The organism is Streptomyces sp. 796.1 (assembly GCF_047525675.1).
In the GTDB taxonomy this organism is placed as follows: Bacteria; Actinomycetota; Actinomycetes; order Streptomycetales; family Streptomycetaceae; genus Streptomyces.
The window spans coordinates 116,081-132,489 of sequence record NZ_JBLIWA010000039.1; the positions used below are offsets into that span (position 1 = coordinate 116,081).

At 71.8% G+C, this 16,409-nt stretch carries 13 protein-coding genes; 5 read left to right on the plus strand and 8 right to left on the minus strand.

Going from position 1 to position 16,409, the window contains the following annotated elements; all coding sequences use genetic code 11:
* Positions 1-133: 133 nt before the first annotated feature.
* Positions 134-364: an acyl-CoA carboxylase subunit epsilon gene (locus ACMA1D_RS24320; protein WP_349996914.1), complete on the plus strand. Its 231-nt coding sequence runs from the start codon at positions 134-136 to the stop codon at positions 362-364.
* A 438-nt stretch (positions 365-802) separates the two neighbouring features.
* On the opposite strand, the gene ACMA1D_RS24325 is transcribed toward ACMA1D_RS24320, so the two are convergent.
* The 4 genes from ACMA1D_RS24325 to ACMA1D_RS24340 form a co-directional block, all read right to left on the minus strand.
* The gene (locus tag ACMA1D_RS24325; RefSeq protein WP_349997518.1) at positions 803-1,381 is read right to left on the minus strand and encodes an ATP/GTP-binding protein; all 579 of its coding nucleotides are present in this window, start codon (positions 1,379-1,381) and stop codon (positions 803-805) included.
* Positions 1,362-2,222 carry a DUF742 domain-containing protein gene (locus ACMA1D_RS24330; protein ID WP_414726141.1) on the minus strand — a complete coding sequence of 287 codons (861 nt, stop codon included), beginning with the start codon at positions 2,220-2,222 and terminating at the stop codon, positions 1,362-1,364. The genes ACMA1D_RS24325 and ACMA1D_RS24330 overlap by 20 nt, the downstream gene beginning before the upstream one ends.
* A gap of 82 nt (positions 2,223-2,304) precedes the next feature.
* Positions 2,305-2,727 (minus strand): roadblock/LC7 domain-containing protein, encoded by a 423-nt coding sequence (locus tag ACMA1D_RS24335; protein ID WP_349993301.1) that lies wholly within the window; start codon positions 2,725-2,727, stop codon positions 2,305-2,307.
* Between the two features lies 1 nt (position 2,728).
* On the minus strand, positions 2,729-5,947 hold the full coding sequence (locus tag ACMA1D_RS24340; RefSeq protein WP_414726142.1) for a nitrate- and nitrite sensing domain-containing protein: 3,219 nt from the start codon (positions 5,945-5,947) through the stop codon (positions 2,729-2,731).
* Here ACMA1D_RS24340 and ACMA1D_RS24345 point away from each other — a divergent pair.
* A complete protein-coding gene (locus ACMA1D_RS24345) occupies positions 5,940-6,080 on the plus strand; it encodes a hypothetical protein (protein WP_414726143.1) in 141 nt (46 codons plus the stop codon). The two genes, ACMA1D_RS24340 and ACMA1D_RS24345, sit on opposite strands and share 8 nt — an antisense overlap.
* Positions 6,081-6,464: 384 nt before the next feature.
* On the opposite strand, the gene ACMA1D_RS24350 is transcribed toward ACMA1D_RS24345, so the two are convergent.
* The 4 genes from ACMA1D_RS24350 to ACMA1D_RS24365 all read right to left on the minus strand — a co-directional run bounded on the left by ACMA1D_RS24350 (position 6,465) and on the right by ACMA1D_RS24365 (position 12,447).
* Positions 6,465-7,049: a GTP-binding protein gene (locus tag ACMA1D_RS24350; RefSeq protein WP_349993298.1), complete on the minus strand. Its 585-nt coding sequence runs from the start codon at positions 7,047-7,049 to the stop codon at positions 6,465-6,467.
* Positions 7,030-7,437 (minus strand): DUF742 domain-containing protein, encoded by a 408-nt coding sequence (locus ACMA1D_RS24355; RefSeq protein ID WP_349993297.1) that lies wholly within the window; start codon positions 7,435-7,437, stop codon positions 7,030-7,032. Before ACMA1D_RS24355 ends, ACMA1D_RS24350 begins: the two co-directional genes overlap by 20 nt.
* Positions 7,438-7,535: 98 nt before the next feature.
* Positions 7,536-7,949: a roadblock/LC7 domain-containing protein gene (locus ACMA1D_RS24360; protein ID WP_349993302.1), complete on the minus strand. Its 414-nt coding sequence runs from the start codon at positions 7,947-7,949 to the stop codon at positions 7,536-7,538.
* A gap of 49 nt (positions 7,950-7,998) precedes the next feature.
* Positions 7,999-12,447: a nitrate- and nitrite sensing domain-containing protein gene (locus tag ACMA1D_RS24365; protein ID WP_414726144.1), complete on the minus strand. Its 4,449-nt coding sequence runs from the start codon at positions 12,445-12,447 to the stop codon at positions 7,999-8,001.
* Positions 12,448-12,978: 531 nt separating this feature from the next.
* On the opposite strand from ACMA1D_RS24365, the gene ACMA1D_RS24370 reads away from it, so the two are divergent.
* The 3 genes from ACMA1D_RS24370 to gltX all read left to right on the plus strand — a co-directional run bounded on the left by ACMA1D_RS24370 (position 12,979) and on the right by gltX (position 16,298).
* Positions 12,979-13,155 carry a hypothetical protein gene (locus ACMA1D_RS24370; protein WP_349993295.1) on the plus strand — a complete coding sequence of 59 codons (177 nt, stop codon included), beginning with the start codon at positions 12,979-12,981 and terminating at the stop codon, positions 13,153-13,155.
* A gap of 901 nt (positions 13,156-14,056) precedes the next feature.
* On the plus strand, positions 14,057-14,839 hold the full coding sequence (locus tag ACMA1D_RS24375; RefSeq protein WP_414726145.1) for a fumarylacetoacetate hydrolase family protein: 783 nt from the start codon (positions 14,057-14,059) through the stop codon (positions 14,837-14,839).
* Entirely contained in the window at positions 14,832-16,298 is a 1,467-nt protein-coding gene (gltX, locus tag ACMA1D_RS24380) for a glutamate--tRNA ligase (protein ID WP_414726146.1), read from the plus strand. The genes ACMA1D_RS24375 and gltX overlap by 8 nt, the downstream gene beginning before the upstream one ends.
* Positions 16,299-16,409 lie beyond the last annotated feature (111 nt).

Here is a 16,409-nt window from a genome sequence, read left to right on the forward strand (position 1 = left end):
GTCGATGACGTTATCGACCCGGCGGACACCCGTGAGGTGCTGATCCGATCCCTGGCGATGCTGCGCAACAAGCACGCCGACCTGCCGTCCCGCAAGCACGGCAACCCGCCGCAGTAAGGGAGACGAAGAACCCGTGAGCACTGCAACCGAACCGACTGCCCCCGCGCTGGCCGACACCGTTGTCCGGGTGGAGCGGGGCCACGCCGACGCGGAGGAGGTCGCGGCGGTGACCGCGGTCCTGCTCGCCCGCGCCGCCGCCACCCAGCACAACGCCGCGCCGCCGGCCCCGCGCCGTTCCACGGCGGGCTGGCGCCGCCTGGAGCGCACGCCCGGTTTCCGGGCGCCGCACAGTTGGCAGGGCTGACCCGACGCCTACCGGCCGATCGGCCGGCGCCCCGGGCCCCGTACGGCGCCGGCACCGCGTCCGTAGCGCGCTTGTTGCAAGCCCCCGTTCGCTCTCCACGGAGCGCGGACGGGGGCTTGTCGTCGTCCGCGCGCGGTTTCCGCCCGCCCGCGCGTGGTCTGCGCCTGTGCGTGCGCGATCTCCGTACGTGGGCCGCGCGTGGGCCGTCGGCGGGACGCACGCGAACAGTGCGCACGCGAACAGCACGCACCCGGTGTTCCCAGCAGGCGTACGCAGCCGTCCTGCGCAGCCGCCGTGCGCTCCGGGGCGTGCAGAAAGGCGCACCCAACCCGAGGGTGCCGGAGCCGGCCCTGGCGCCCGGCCCAGCAAAAAGCCGGGGTACGGGGCGGTACACACCACCTGGTGTGTACCGCCCCGTACCCCGGCGTCGGCGACCGGCTAGCGCAACCGGGCCATCAGGGCGTGCTCGACCAGCGTGATGAGCGCGCTCTTGGCCTCGTTGCGGTGTCGGGCGTCGGTGATGATGATCGGTGCGTCGGGGCCGATCTGGAGCGCCTCGCGCACCTCGTCCGGCGTGTAGGGCTGGTGGCCGTCGAAGCCGTTGAGGGCGATGACGAACGGCAGGCCCGAGTTCTCGAAGTAGTCGACCGCGGGGAAGCAGTCGGCGAGTCGCCGGGTGTCCACGAGCACGATCGCGCCGATCGCGCCGCGTACCAGGTCGTCCCACATGAACCAGAACCGGTCCTGCCCGGGCGTGCCGAACAGGTAGAGAATCAGGTCCTGGTCGAGCGTGATGCGGCCGAAGTCCATGGCCACCGTGGTGGTGGTCTTGTCCGGGGCGTGGGTCAGGTCGTCGATCCCCGCCGATGCGGAGGTCATCACGGCCTCGGTGCGCAGCGGGTTGATCTCCGAGACCGCGCCGACGAACGTGGTCTTGCCCACGCCGAAGCCGCCCGCCACCACGATCTTCGCGGAGGTGGTGGAGCGGGCTGCACCGCTAGAGCTTGCGAAGTCCACTGAGCACCCTTTCGAGCAGTGTCACGTCAGGCTGTCCGCCGGCGGTCTCGTCGCCGCCGGGCTGATGGATGGCGACGAGCCCCGCCTCGGCCAGGTCGGCGACGAGGATGCGGGAGACGCCAAGGGGAATGGAGAGGAGTGCGGAGATCTCGGCGACCGACTTGATCTCGCGGCACAGGTGGCAGATCCGCTGGTGCTCGGGCAACTGGCCCTGGAGCTGGGACGGATCGGCCGTGGTGCTCACCAACGCCTCGATGGCGAGCTGGTACCGGGGCCGCGTACGGCCGCCGGTCATGGCATAGGGGCGCACGAGCGGGTTGTGCGCGGCGGGTGCGGGCTCCGGCTCGTCGTGCTGCGGCTGCACCGGCTCGATGCGCGGGCCGTGCGGCGCGTACGGGTCGGCGGGCGGCTCGTAACCGGGCCGCGGCTGCGGCTGCCGTCCCGGCTGACCACCGTGGTGCGGCTGGCCGTAGCCAGGCTGCTCGTACGGCGGTTGCTGGTGGGGCTGCCGTTGCTGCGGCGGCTGTTGGGGGAAGGGCTGGGCGCCGGGCTGGCCGTGCTGCGGCTGGTACGGCTGCTGGTGGCGCTGCTCGTACGGCTGCTGCGGCTCGGTGGGCCAGTCGTCCGCCTGCTGGGACGCCGCACGGCGCTGTGCGGGGCCCCGCTGCGGCTGCTGGGGGAGGAGCGCGTCACCGGACGCGTCGCCGGGCTGCTGCTGGGCCGTGGGCCGGACCCGGCGGCTGGGCGCGGAGGGGAAGTTGAACCGGTTCAGCGGCGCCTGACCCTGTGGGTCAGGCTGCTGCCCTTCGCCGTACGAATAGCCGCTCGGGGGCGTTGCCACGGTTCCTCCTCCAACTTCGCCTGCCTGCCGGTCGCGCCACCGCACCCTATGGCGCGGTGGCGCGAAACGCACTGTTTGTTTGCTAGTTGAGAAGGCTCCCTTGCAGTTCCGCACGGAGATCCGGGGTCAGCACGCCACCGGCACGATCGACGAGGAGGGCCATTTCGTAGCCGACGAGACCGATGTCGCACTCGGGGTGCGCGAGCACGGCGAGCGAGGACCCGTCGGAGATCGACATGATGAAGAGGAAGCCGCGCTCCATCTCCACCACCGTCTGGTTGACGGCGCCGCCCTCGAAGATGCGGGACGCCCCGGAGGTCAGCGAGGTCAGACCGGAGGCGACGGCCGCCAGTTGGTCGGCCCGGTCTCGGGGGAACCCTTCGGACATCGCCAGAAGGAGTCCGTCGGCGGAGACCACCACCGTGTGGGACACCCCGGGGGTGTTGTCCACGAAGTTGGTGATCAACCAGTTCAGGTTCTGCGCCGCCTGGCTCATCGGGCTCACACTAACGCTCCTGATCGTAGGTGCTGCCGGGGCCGAAGCCCTGTTGGTCATGCTGGTGGTGACTGTCGTGGTGGGTGCCGTCGCCGGCGACGCCGTCAGCGGCGCCTGCGCTGCCGCCGGCGGTGTTGCCCTGGCCGGTGCCGGTCCCGACGGTGCGGCCCTGTTGGACGCCGCGCCGCAGGCTACTCAACCTGCCGCGGATGTCCTCCGGGGAACGCGAGACTTGCGGTCCGCCCTGCGGGCCCTCCTCGGCGGTGCCCTCGACCAGATTGGCCTGGGGAACCCGCCGCGGCAGCCCGGACAGCGTCACGCCGCCCGCCTTCGGCTCGCGCAACTGCTCGGCGCGCTGCCACCGCTCGTCGTTCGTCGATCGCCAGCCGGAGTCCGCGGGCTGCGGCGTCTGCTGCTGCTCCGGCTCCGCCTGCTCCTCGGGTGCTGGATCTGCTGTCTCGGTACGGGCGTCCGCCGCGGCGGACGGCTCCGTGGTCGCGTCCGGTCCCTGCCACCGCTGGTCCCGCCGCGGGAGCCCCGCGCCGGTCGCCGGGTGGACGCCGTCGGGCGCCTGGCCCGGACGGTGGAACTCTACGCGCTCGGGGCCGTCTTCGGCAGCGCTCGGTGGGGGTTCCGTTTGGCTCGGGTACCCGCCGTCGCCGGGCACCGGGTACTCACCCGACCCGGACCACCCGCCCTGGTGGCCAGGGGCGCCGTGCCCGTCGTAGGCGAACTGTCCGGTGGTCGACTGATCCGCGTGCCCACCTTCCGGATACGCACCGTCGCGAAGGCTGTCGGACGGGTAACCGGACGGCCCCGTCAGGCCCGCCCCGTCCGGTGCCACGGGCAGCGGGCCCTGGCCGGTGAGCTCGGAGGGCGCGACCGACCCTGCCCCGTATCCGGCCCCGTCGGCCACCGCCCGGTCGCCCGGCGTGAACTCCGCCGGGTAGCCGGCCGTAGGCCCGTTGGCGTAGCCGACCGGGTACCCGTCGGCCCCCGTGTCCTGGCCGGAGGCCGGTGCGGCGTACGCACCCTGCCCCGTGTCGACACCGGTCCCGTAGCCGCCGTCGGTGGCCGGCTCGTACGGTGCGGGGGAAGGGAGCTGACCCGTCTGGTCCGCCTGGTACGGAGCGACGGGCACCGCCCCGTAGCCACCGTCGTGCGCGGCCTCGTACGGAGCGCCGGGCCCCGCACCGTAGCCCGGCTCGCCGTGGCCCGGCCCTCGCGGCGCAGCCGCGGGCTGCGGGTGCTCGCCGGTCGACTGGTCGGGGACGAGCGGCGGGACGGTGAAGTCGCCCGCCGGCTGCTCGCCGTCGCCGCCACCGCCGTGGGTGATCGACTCGGGCAGCATGACCAGCGAAGTGGTGCCGCCCTGCTCGCCGGCCGGGCGGAGCTGCACCCGGATGCCGTGCCGGTTGGCGAGCCGGCCGACCACGAACAGCCCCATCCGCTGAGAGACCGCCGCGTCCACGGTGGGCGGGTACGCAAGCTTGTGGTTGATGTCCGCGAAGTCCTCGGCGGTCAGCCCGATGCCCTGGTCGTGGATCTCGACCACCACCCGGCCGTCGGGCAGCCGGGTGCCGGTGATCCGCACCCTGCTCTGCGGCGAGGAGAAGGTGGTGGCGTTCTCCAGCAGCTCGGCCAGCAGGTGCACCAGGTCGGTCACCGCATTGCCGTGGATCTCGCCGTCCGGCACTCCGGCCAGCTCGATCCGCTCGTAGCTCTCCACCTCGGAGGAGGCCGCACGGAGCACGTCCACCAGCGGCACCGGCTGGTTCCACCGGCGGCCCGGCTCCTCGCCGGCCAGCACCAGGAGGTTCTCGCCGTTGCGCCGCATCCGGGTGGCCAGGTGGTCCATCCGGAACAGGTGCTCCAACTGGTCCGGGTCGGCCTCCCGGTTCTCCAGCGCGCTGATCAAGGTGAGCTGCCGCTCGATGAGGCCCTGGTTGCGCCGGGAGAGGTTGGTGAAGATCGCGTTGACGTTGCCGCGCAGCAGCGCCTGCTCGGCCGCGAGGCGCACGGCCTCCCGGTGCACCTGGTCGAAGGCGCGGGCGATCTCGCCGATCTCGTCCCTGCTGGCGATCGGGATGGGCGAGACCTGCGGGTCGGCGTGGCCCGGCTCGGTGCGCGAGAGCTCTTCCACCATCTCGGGCAGCCGCTGTTCGGCCACTTCAAGCGCGGCGTTGCGCAGCCGGCGCATGTTCTGGCTCATCGCCCGGGCCATCAGACCGGCCACCACGAACGCGGCCAGCAGCGCCACCAGTACGACGGCGGAGTTCACGAAGGTGTCCCGACGGGCGTCCGACGAGATGCCCGCGGCCTCGTCCACGGCCTTGTCGAGCAGGCTCACCTCGACCGTGCGGTACGCGTCGAACTCGGCCGTCGACGCCGCGTACCACGCATCGGCCGTGATGCCCTGCGCGCGCAGGTCGGACGGCTTGGCGCCGGAGCCGATGGCCTTCGCCATCGTCTCCCGCGACGGCGGGGTCACGAACCCGTCCCCGTGCGCCGCCCGGTCCTTGGCCACCTGCTGCCGGTACTTCTCGGCCGACTGCTTGAGCGCCGTCTTCAGGTGCGCGCTGTCCTCGTCCAGGCCGCCGGACTCGAACTCCATCAGCGCCAGCCGCGTCAGATACGCGTACGAGGAGAAAGCGGTGAGCTGGGCGGCGCGGTCGGCGTCGGTGGGGCCCGGCTTGGTGAGGAGGTGGGCGCCGATCGAACGCTGCAACGATTCAGCGGCCTTGGCCAGCGACATCACGTACACGGTGCGCCCGTAGGAGGTGATGTTGCTGGTGCCGAGGCCGAGCTCGTTGGCGAAGTCCATCAGGGGGTGCTGGACGGTGACGTACCCCTCTTCGGTCTGCACGCCGGGCAGCCGCGAGGTGTAGGCGTTCTGCCGCAGCGAGTTCAGCCTGGGTTCGACGGTGCGGAACTCCTTGAGCCGGCGTTCGAGCCCCGCGTCGTCCGGCATGTCGTGCGCGTACCGGTCGAACTGCTTGGCCGCCTCGTCGGTCGCCCGACGGGCCTTCTGCACCTGGTCCGACTCGCGGCCGGACAGCAGCGGCACCACGGCCACGTCACGCTCGTTGACCAGCGCGTGCCCGTACTCGGCGGCGGCCCGGACCAGCCGCGCGGTGCGCTCGGCGTCCTGCGCCTGCTGCCAGGTCTCGACCGACGAGGAGACCCGCAGCCCGCCGAAGACCAACGCCACCAGCACCGGAATGAGCAAGATCGCATTGAGCCGGACCGGGACCCGCCAGTTGCGCGGCGACCAGACGCCCCCGCTCGGCGGTGGGGCGGACGCCGCGGGGCCGGTGGGCGCCGGAGTGCGCGCCGGCGGCGTGAAGTTGCCCCGCGTCTGACCCTGTTGGGTCGACGACTGGGACGCCCCCGCTGCTGGCGCCGCTGCGCTTCGCCTCACTGACCAAAAACCTCTCGGCGTCGGCACCGGATGGTGTGCCGTTCTCGGCTGAGCCCCTACCGCTCAGTTCAGCGAATTCCAGCACGTGAGGTGTGCGCATTCCAAACAGTGCCGGCCGCGGACCGGGGACTGTCAGCCACAGAGATAAAACGGGCGTAAAGGCTGAGAGGGTGGCAAAAAAACGAGAATCCGGATACGTAGCGCAGTGGCGCGAACGCGGTGCGTGGCGGCTACATGGCAATTGCCTGCCGAAACGTTATGAATTTGCGGGCTAGCCGTGGCAAATCACACAACGATTTCACAGGCAACTACCCGGTAACACACGCTACTTGAGGCGGGCCATCAACGCGTGTTCGACCAGGGTGATGAGGGCGCTCTTGGTCTCTCCACGGTGCCGGGCATCGGTCACGATGATCGGGGTGTCGGGACCGATTTGGAGCGCCTCGCGCACCTCTTCGGGTGTGTAGGGCTGGTGGCCGTTGAACCCGTTGAGGGCGATGACGAACGGCAGGCCCGAGTTCTCGAAGTAGTCGACGGCGGGGAAGCAGTCCGCCAGCCGCCGGGTGTCCACGAGCACGATCGCGCCGATCGCGCCGCGTACCAGGTCGTCCCACATGAACCAGAACCGGTCCTGCCCGGGCGTGCCGAACAGGTACAGGATCAGGTCGTCGTCGAGCGTGATGCGGCCGAAGTCCATGGCCACGGTCGTGGTCGTCTTGTCCTGGACGTGGCTCAGGTCGTCGATCCCCGCCGAAGCGGAGGTCATCACGGCCTCGGTGCGCAGCGGGTTGATCTCCGAGACCGCCCCGACGAACGTGGTCTTGCCCACCCCGAAGCCGCCCGCCACCACGATCTTCGCGGAGGTGGTGGTGCGGGGGACGGCCGCCTCACTAGAGCTTGCGAAGTCCACTGAGCACCCTTTCGAGCAGCGTCACGTCCGGCGTACCGGCCTCTGCGCCGCCGCCGGGCTGGTGGATCGCCACCATGCCGGCCTCGGCCAGGTCGGCCACGAGAATGCGGGCCACACCCAGGGGTATCGCCAGCAGCGCGGAGACCTCGGCGACCGACTTGACCTCGCGGCACAGGTGGCAGATCCGCTGGTGCTCGGGGAGCAGCCCCTGGAGGTGCGCGGGGTCCGCGGTGGTGCTCACCAGCGCCTCGATGGCGAGCTGGTAACGCGGCCGGGTGCGACCACCTGTCATCGCGTAGGGACGCACCAGCGGCTGGTCACCTTCGGCCCCGTACGACGCGTGGTGGGAAGCGCCGTACGGGCCGGTCGAGGCGGCGGGCGGATTCATGGTTCCTCCGGTCGGGACAGCAAGCGAGTAGTGGTGCCGTCGGTCGTTGCCGGTGGGGGAGCCTGGCGGTGAAGCGAGGACGGACGGTGGACGGTTGGTTAGCTGAGCAGACTGCCCTGCAATTCGGCGCGCAGGTCGGGAGTCAGGACATTACCCGCACGATCAACGAGGAGCGCCATTTCGTAGCCGACGAGACCAATGTCGCACTCGGGGTGGGCGAGCACCGCGAGTGAGGAACCGTCGGAAATCGACATGATGAAGAGGAAACCGCGCTCCATCTCCACCACCGTCTGATTGACGGAACCGCCCTCGAAGATGCGGGACGCACCCGCGGTGAGGGACGTCAGTCCCGAGGCGACCGCGGCCAATTGATCGGCCCGGTCTCGGGGAAACCCTTCGGACATGGACAAAAGGAGTCCGTCCGCGGAGACCACCACCGTGTGGGACACCCCCGGGGTGTTGTCCACGAAGTTGGTGATCAACCAGTTCAGATTCTGCGCCGCCTGGCTCATCGGGCTCAACTAACGCTCCTGCTGGTGAAAGGGGTCACGACCGCGGTTCTCACGACCGACCATCCGTTCCGGCCTGACGGCCCTGCTGAATTCCGCGTCGAAGGTTGGTCAGACGCCCGCGCACGTCATCGGGCGCACGCGAGACCTGCGGACCGCTCCGCCGCGGGGTGGGCTGCTCCTCGGCGGTGCCGTCGACGAGGTTGGCCCGCGGTACGCGACGGGGCAGACCGGACGAGGTCACCCCGCCCGCGGCCGGCTCACGGACCTGCTCGGCCCGCCGCCACCGCTCGTCGTTGGGCGTGGAGCGCCACGGCGCTGCCTCCGCGGCGGGCGCCGGCTCGGGTTGCGCGGACTGCTCCGCGCGCCCCGACGGACCGGCCGCCCGGGTACGGATCATGCTCTGCTGGCCGGGCTCGCGCCGCGGCAGCGGCGGCGTCGCCGAACCCGCGGCCGACTCACCGCCGACCGGCTCGTACCCGCGCGCGGCAGGCTCGGCCGGTGCCTGCGGCGCTGGCGTGCCCCCGGGCGCGCTGTGGAACCAGCGCGATTCGATCGTGTCGAAGATCGGGGTGCCACCGTTGTCGAACCCCTGCGGCAACGGCAGTTCGCCGGTGAGGTGGTCCTCCTCGGGCCCCGCGGCGGGCTCCGCGTACGGCGCGTCGCCGAGCCCCACACCGGGGCCGCCCTGCGGGTACGCCGCGCCCCGTCCCGGCGGCGGACCGTCGAAGTCCGGCCGCTGGAACTGCGTGGTGTCCCCACCGCCCTGGCCGGGCGCGGGCTGCGGGTACTCGCCGGTGTCACCGGGACCGCCCTGGCCGGGCGCGGGCTGCGGGTACTCGCCGGTGTCACCGGGACCGCCCTGGCCGGGCGCCGGCTGCGGGTACTCGCCCGTGTCGCCGGGCCGTGCGTACTCGCCGGTGGCGGCGGCGAGCGGGGAGGTGGCGTAGCTGCCGGTGTCCTCGATGCCGGGCTGCGGGTAGCTGCCGGTGTCCGTGGGACGCGGGTACTCACCCGTGTCACCGGGGCCACCGGGCAGTGCGTATTCGCCGGTGCCGCCCTGGCCGGGTGCCGGCTGCGGGTACTCGCCCGTGTCACCGGGGCCGCCCGGCAGCGCGTACTGCCCCGTGCCGTCCTGCGAGTAGCCGCCGACGTCGGTGGGCTGCGGGTAGCTGCCGGTGTCCGCCGGGCCGCTGGCGTACGTCGGGTACGCGCCGGTGTCCTGGGCGGTCGGGTACGCGCCGGTGTCCTGGGCGCCGGGCTGCGGGTACTCGCCCGTGTCGCCCGGCCCGCCGAGCCCGGTGGGCAGGGCGAACTGGCCGGTGTGGCCGGGGCCGTGGTCGGCGGCCGGTTCGGGGCGCTGCGCCGGCACCGCGTACTCGCCGGTGTCGCCGGGACCGCCCGGTTGCCGTGCGTAGTCGCGCGCCCCGTCCGCGTCGGGCTGCGGGTAGCTACCCGTGTCGCCCTGGTCGGCGCCGTGCTGGCGCTCGGGGAGGGCGAACTCGCCGGTGTCGCCGGGGCCGCCGGCGGCGCCGCGCGGGAACGGCGGCGTGGTGTCGATCTCCTCGTGGCCGCGCGGTGCGTCGGAGGCGACGGGCCAGTCGTCGTCGGCGGCTGCCCGCCGGGCGCCCCAGTTGGCACCGGGGAGCTGCGACCCGCCGTCCAGCGCGGGCGCGTCGGCGGCGGCGCCGGACCGGGCGGGCCTGGCGGTCTTGTTGTCGGACTCGGCGGGCTTGGCGGGGGCCGCGCCGGGCAGCGCCGCGGCCGGGCCCCGCTGCGGCAGTTGCGGACGGGCGTCCTGCTCGCCGCTGCGGCCCGCGCCCGCGGGGGCGCCGGTCGGCGGGGCGACGGTGGGCTGCTCGTCCTGCGCTCCCTGACCGGGGCGCGCGGGCAGCGCCGGGCGGTCGCCGTCGGCGCCCTGGCTGAGGCTGCGCGCCCCCGCCCGGCTGCCGCCGAAGAAGTCACCGGTCGTGGCGGGGACGTCTCCGCCACCACTGGCCCGGTTGCCGCTGCTGGCACCGCCGAAGAAGTCACCGCCGGGCGCGGCCGTGCCCGCGGCCCCGTTGCCGGCCACCGTGGCGCCCACGGGGCGGGTCGGCAACCCGCTGCGGGTGGCTCCGCCCCGCGCCGGCTGACCGCCGGTGCCGGCCGGCGACACCGGGCCCGTGGCGCCGGGCTTGTTGCCCTGCGCCGGGTTCGCACCGGTGGTGGGGAGCTCGGCCCGCGGCCCCGCGCCGGGCACCTGACGGCGGGTGCCGGTGCCACCAGGGCCGCCGGTGCCACCTGCGCCACCCGCACCGAGGCCGGCCGGCTTGGCGAGCGCCGGGGCGGCACCCGCGGCCGGGGCGACCGGAGCGGCCGGGGCGACCGCGGGGGCACCGCTGGCGCCGCCCGTACCGGGCGCGCCCTGGGCCGGCTTCTTGCCACCCTGGGCCACGTCGACCGGCAGCATGACGAGCGCCGTCGTACCGCCGGAGTCCGAGGGACGGAGCTGGATGCGGATGCCGTGTCGCAGCGACAGCCGACCGACCACGAACAGACCCATGCGCCGCGAGACGGAGACGTCCACGGTCGGCGGGCTCGCCAGCCGCTCGTTGATCGCCGCCAGGTCCTCGGGGGAGAGGCCGATGCCCGTGTCGTGGATCTCGACCAGCACCCGGCCGTCGGGCAGCGCGTGCCCGGTGACCTTGACCTTGGTCTGCGGCGACGAGAAGGAGGTGGCGTTCTCCAACAGCTCGGCCAGCAGGTGCACGAGGTCGTTGACGACCCGGCCGGCGACCTCGGTGCCGGGCACCGAGCTCAGTTCGATCCGCTCGTACTGCTCCACCTCGGAGGCCGCCGCACGGAGCACGTCCACCAGCGGCACGGGGCGCGTCCAACGGCGGCCCGGCTCCTCACCGGCGAGCACGAGCAGGTTCTCGCCGTTACGGCGCATGCGGGTGGCGAGGTGGTCGAGCTTGAACAGCGAGGAGAGCTGGTCCGGGTCGGCCTCGCGGGACTCCAGCTCAGAGATGAGCGAGAGCTGGCGCTGGATCAGGCCCTGGCTGCGGCGCGAGAGGTTGGTGAACATCGCGTTGACGTTGCCTCGCAGCAGCGCCTGTTCGGCGGCGAGCCGCACCGCCTCGCGGTGCACGTCGTCGAAGGCCGCGGCCACCTTGCCGATCTCGTCCCGGCTGTGCACACCGACGGACTCGACGGAGGTGTCCACGTCCTGCGGGTCGTGCTCGGACAGCTCCTTGACGAGCTCGGGCAGGCGCTGCTGGGCGACGTCCTGCGCGGTGTCCTGGAGCCGGCGCAGCGAGCGCACCATGGAGCGGGAGACGACGAACGCGCCGACCAGCGAGATGCCGAGGACGAGCAGGATCAGCGCACCGTTGATGATCGCGTCCTGCTTGGCCTCCGAGCGCAGCTCGCGGGCCTTCTGCTCCATCTCGGTCAGCAGCGTCTGCTCGATCTTCGACATCGCGACGAGCTTGATGCTGTCCTGGTCGTACCAGTCCATGTACGTGCGCTTCTCGGACGCGAGGCTGTCCGGGTCGCGCACCATGCGCAGCGCGTACTTGTTCGCCGCGTTGATGTCGCTGTTGTTGCCGTAGAGCGGGTCGGTCAGCTCGGTGAAGTCACTGGGGCGGATCTCGGCGAACCGGCGGAGCGCCTGGTCCTCCTTCTCCAGCGCCGTCGCGGTGTACCGGCTGTCCGTCGCCGAGAGGCGGGGCTTCTTCGGGTGCGCGAGGGCGGCGCTGATGGAGGCGCGCTGGATGGACGCGTACTCCTTGGCCGACGAGAACGTCGCCAGCGCACGCGTCTTGTTGATCATCGAGCGGTTGCTGGTCGCCTGCGCCATGTCCTGCGACAGCGAGAGCAACGAGGTGATCAGCTCGTTGTAACCGATGATCGTCTGTGACGTGTAATCCGCGTCCTGGTACGCCTGCTTGCGGATTTCATGGATCTTGTTGAGCTGCTTCTTGATGTCGATGATCGTCGACTGCACACCGGTGATCGCCGGGTCGACGGGGTCGACGTCGTCGGTGGCGTCGGCGAAGGCGACCAGCTCCTGGTCGACCCGCTGCCGCGGGCCCACCACCTGGTCGTTCTTGTCGTCACCGGAGCCGGTCAACGGGCCGGCGGACTGGTCGCGCTCCTCCTGGAGCGCGTTGGCCAGCGAAGTCGCCTGCTGCGTCATCTCGGTGAGCAGCTTCATCTGGTCGAGCTGCTCGATGTTCTCCAGAGAGTTCTGGATACGCAGCCCACCCAGCGTGGTGGCGGCCACCACGGGGAGCGCGAGCAGCGAAACGAGCCTGGTGCTGATCTTCCAGTTACGCAGGGCTATTCGCGGCCCGGGTCCCGTGGGGCCCTTCGCCTTCGGCCGCTCGCCGGATGACTCGTCCCCGCCGGGCGCGGGCGGTCGCGTACTGACATCCGCACCCGCACCACGGTCGGTACCACCGCGCGGCTCGGGGTCCGCCGCAGCGTTGCCATCCTTCTTGAAACGTCCCTGCACTAGCGTCGCAACCTCTGGACCAGGCGTCCCGCCGCCATACGGCGGGACGGTGTGAGTCGTGAGTGACCGGCGCGCTGACCCTTCCTTGTCGAGGAGCGAGGCCGCCGCCGCTCGGCGCCCCGTCTGCGCCCTCTGCGCGCCAGGTGAATCCTGTCGGCGGTCCGTGGAATTCCAGCACAGTGCCGGATGCTCCAACAAGAGCCGTGGGTCACGGTGTGAATGCGGTGACGGTACGTGGCAATAAAGTGACCGCATGTGGAAAACAATGGCCGCGATAACGGACTTTTATGCACGTTCTGCTCAGGAGTGGCGTGTGTCCGGGTCGCGATGATCAAGAGCGGAACGTGCGCATTGGGCGGGTAATGCCCGATTTTCGACAAAGGAATTGGTGTGCACGATGTGGCATTTGTCCGCCTCTTCGTGAGGAAACTCACATCATGGGCGTGACTGGGGCCGCGGATTTTGGGGGAAGCGCGCGTTTAGCCTGACGCTTTACACCCACCGTAAAAACGACAAGATGAGGCAGATCCAGTGAAGACGACGATGATGTTCCGCAACATAGCCAACCCGCGGCGCACCACTCTCGCCCACCTCAAGGACGCCGAAGAACTCCAGACCGCGCCCGCCGAAGAGCAGGCGAACCCGGTCGAACTGCCCACCCAGACCGCGAACCCGCGCCGCACGATCCTGACCGAAGCGCCCAAGTAGCCGACGCGACCAGGGCGCCCGCGCGACCGCCGCGACCGTGGCGCCCGGTTGACTCCTCCTCTGACGCTCTCCCGGGTCCTCCGAGTTCCCCGGACGTGCTGATCTCTCCGCTCTCCCCGATCTCTCCGGACGGGCCGGCTTCTCCCGGCTTCCCCGGACGTGCCCGGCTCCCTCCGGCTCCGTGAGCCTCCCGGCCCCGGCTTCCCCGGCTTCCCGGGTCTCCCGCCCCGTTCTCCCCGACCTGCCGGCTCTGGGGCTTTCCGGCCCCCCGGCTCAGGCTCTCCGGTTCCTCCGGCTGCCCGCCGGCGCTTCCTTCCGTTGCCCCGTCGTCCCTCCGTACGAGGGGTGGCTTCGCGCGCGTGCGCGCGCGGGGTTGAGTTGGTACCGGGCCCGCGGACGCCGGCGGTTGCTTTCCGCCTGGTCGACGGATTGTGCCGGCCGCAGCACCGCCCCGAGCGCGTCCCACGCGGGACGACTACGGACCCCGCGCCAGCGCCCCGTGCTCCGGCTCTGCGCCCCGTGCCCCGTGCTCGGGCTCTGGGGTCTGTGCTCCGTGCTCCGTGCCCCGGCTCTGCGCCCCGTGGCCCCGTGCTTCGTGCGCCGTTCCTTGTGGGGAACGTCTCACCGCTCCGTGCCCCGTGCGGTGGCGTACGGAGCTCCCCGCGGCGCTCCGCGTCGCGCCCGGGGGCCGAGGCCCGTGGACAACTGCCGGCGCTCCGTGCGGCGTACGGGGCGCGCCGCGCCGTCCTGGTCGCCCGGCGGCGGCGTACCGGTGCGGGCTGCCGGGGTGGAGCTGACGGGGGCCGCGGGGAAAGCGCGCGTCGCGGTGGAAGACGGAGAGATAGCCTGAAGCGTCAGACTCCAGCCAGCGAACAGCGATCAGTGAGGGGCAGCACTTCCCGTGCGCATCGCCAGATTCTCCATCGACGGCAACGTCGCGTTCGGAGTCGTGGAGGGGGACGCCGGCACCGACGGCGGCCCCGTCCTCGACATCATCAAGGGGCACCCCTTCGCCGAATTCGAGCGCTCGGGGCAACGGGTGCCGCTGGACAAGGTGCGGCTGCTCCCCCCGGTGCTCCCCAATAAGGTCGTGGCGATCGGCCGCAACTACGCGGAGCACGCCAGGGAACTCGGCAGCGAGGTCCCCGACGTACCGGTCGCCTTCTTCAAGCCGTCCACCTCCGTGGCCGGCCCGGGCGACCCCATCGTCTACCCCTCCTTCTCGCAGGAGGTCCACCACGAGGCCGAGCTCGCCGTGGTGATCGGCCGGATGTGCCGGGAGGTCCCGCGCGAGCGGGCCAGGGACGTCATCCTCGGCTACACCTGCGCCAACGACGTCACCGCGCGTGACGTGCAACGCCGCGAACAGCAGTGGGCGCGCGCCAAGGGATTCGACACCTCGTGCCCGCTGGGGCCGTGGGTGGAGACCGACGTCGACCCTGGCGACCTCGCGATCATGTGCACCGTCAACGGCGAGCAGCGCCAACTGGGCCGCACCAGCGAGATGGTCCGCTCGGTCGAGGACCTGATCGTGCACATCACGGAGGCCATGACGCTGCTCCCCGGCGACGTCATCCTCACGGGCACCCCGGCTGGGGTCGGCCCGCTCAACGTCGGCGACGAGGTCGCCGTCACCATCGAAGGCATCGGCACTCTCACCAACAAGGTGATCAAGCGTGGCTAGCGCATCTCCCGTACGCGTCCGTTTCTGTCCCTCGCCGACCGGCAACCCCCATGTGGGGCTGGTCCGCACCGCCCTCTTCAACTGGGCGTTCGCCCGCCACCACGGCGGCACCCTGGTCTTCCGCATCGAAGACACCGACGCGGCCCGCGACTCCGAGGAGAGCTACCAGCAGCTCCTGGACGCGATGCGCTGGCTGGGCTTCGACTGGGACGAGGGCCCGGAGGTGGGCGGCCCGCACGCCCCGTACCGGCAGTCGCAGCGCATGGACATCTACGCGGACGTCGCCCGCAAACTCCAGGAGCGCGGCTTCGCCTACGAGTGCTTCTGCACCACCGAGGAGCTCGACGCGCGCCGGGACGCCGCCCGCAAGGCCGGCAAGCCCTCCGGGTACGACGGGACCTGCCGCAACCTGTCGGCGGAGCAGATCGCCGCCTACCGCGCGGAGGGCCGCACCCCGATCGTCCGCTTCCGGATGCCGGACACCCCGATCACCTTCACCGACCTGGTGCGCGGCGAGCTGACCTTCACCCCGGAGAACGTGCCGGACTTCGGCATCGTCCGCGCCAACGGAGCGCCGCTCTACACCCTGGTCAACCCGGTCGACGACGCGCTGATGGAGATCACCCACGTGCTCCGCGGCGAGGACCTGCTCTCCTCCACGCCGCGCCAGATCGCCCTGTACGGGGCGCTCGCCGAGATCGGCGTGGGCAACGGCACCGTCCCGGCCTTCGGGCACCTGCCGTACGTCATGGGCGAGGGCAACAAGAAGCTCTCCAAGCGTGACCCGCAGGCATCCCTCAACCTCTACCGCGACCGCGGATTCCTCCCCGAGGGCCTGCTGAACTACCTGTCGCTGCTCGGCTGGTCGCTCGCCGAGGACCGGGACATCTTCTCCGTCGAAGAGATGGTCGCCGCCTTCGACCTCGCGGACGTGAACGCCAACCCGGCCCGGTTCGACCTCAAGAAGTGCGAGTCCATCAACGCCACGCACCTGCGGGCCCTCGCGCCCGACGAGTACGTGCGGCGCCTGGTGCCGTTCCTCTTCCCCGGCCGGGCCCCCAGCGAGGCCGAGCTCGACCTGCTCGCCAAGGCCGCCCCGCTCGCCCAGGAGCGCATGGTGGTGCTGGGTGAGGCGGTCGGCATGCTCGGCTTCCTGTTCGTGCAGCCGGAGCACTTCCGGGTGGACGAGGCCGACGCGGCCAAGGTGCTCACCGACGACGCCAAGCCGGTCATCGAAGCCAGCATCAAGGCCCTGGAGGAGCTCGCCGACTTCACGCCCGAGCCCATCCAGGCCACCCTCCGCGAGGCGCTGGTGGAGGGCCTGGGCATCAAGCCCAAGTTCGCCTTCACGCCGCTGCGGGTCGCGGTCACCGGCCGGCGGGTCTCGCCGCCGCTGTTCGAGTCGATGGAACTGCTCGGCCGCGAGGAGACGCTGCGCAGGCTGCGCGCGGCCCGGTAACGGGGCCGCGGCGCGGCCCCGACCGAGTCGCCTGGCGGCGAGTTTCCGGCCGCCCCGCGCCCCGGCGCACCCGCCCCACGAAACACCCGGGCCGGTGCCGCTCCCGACGGG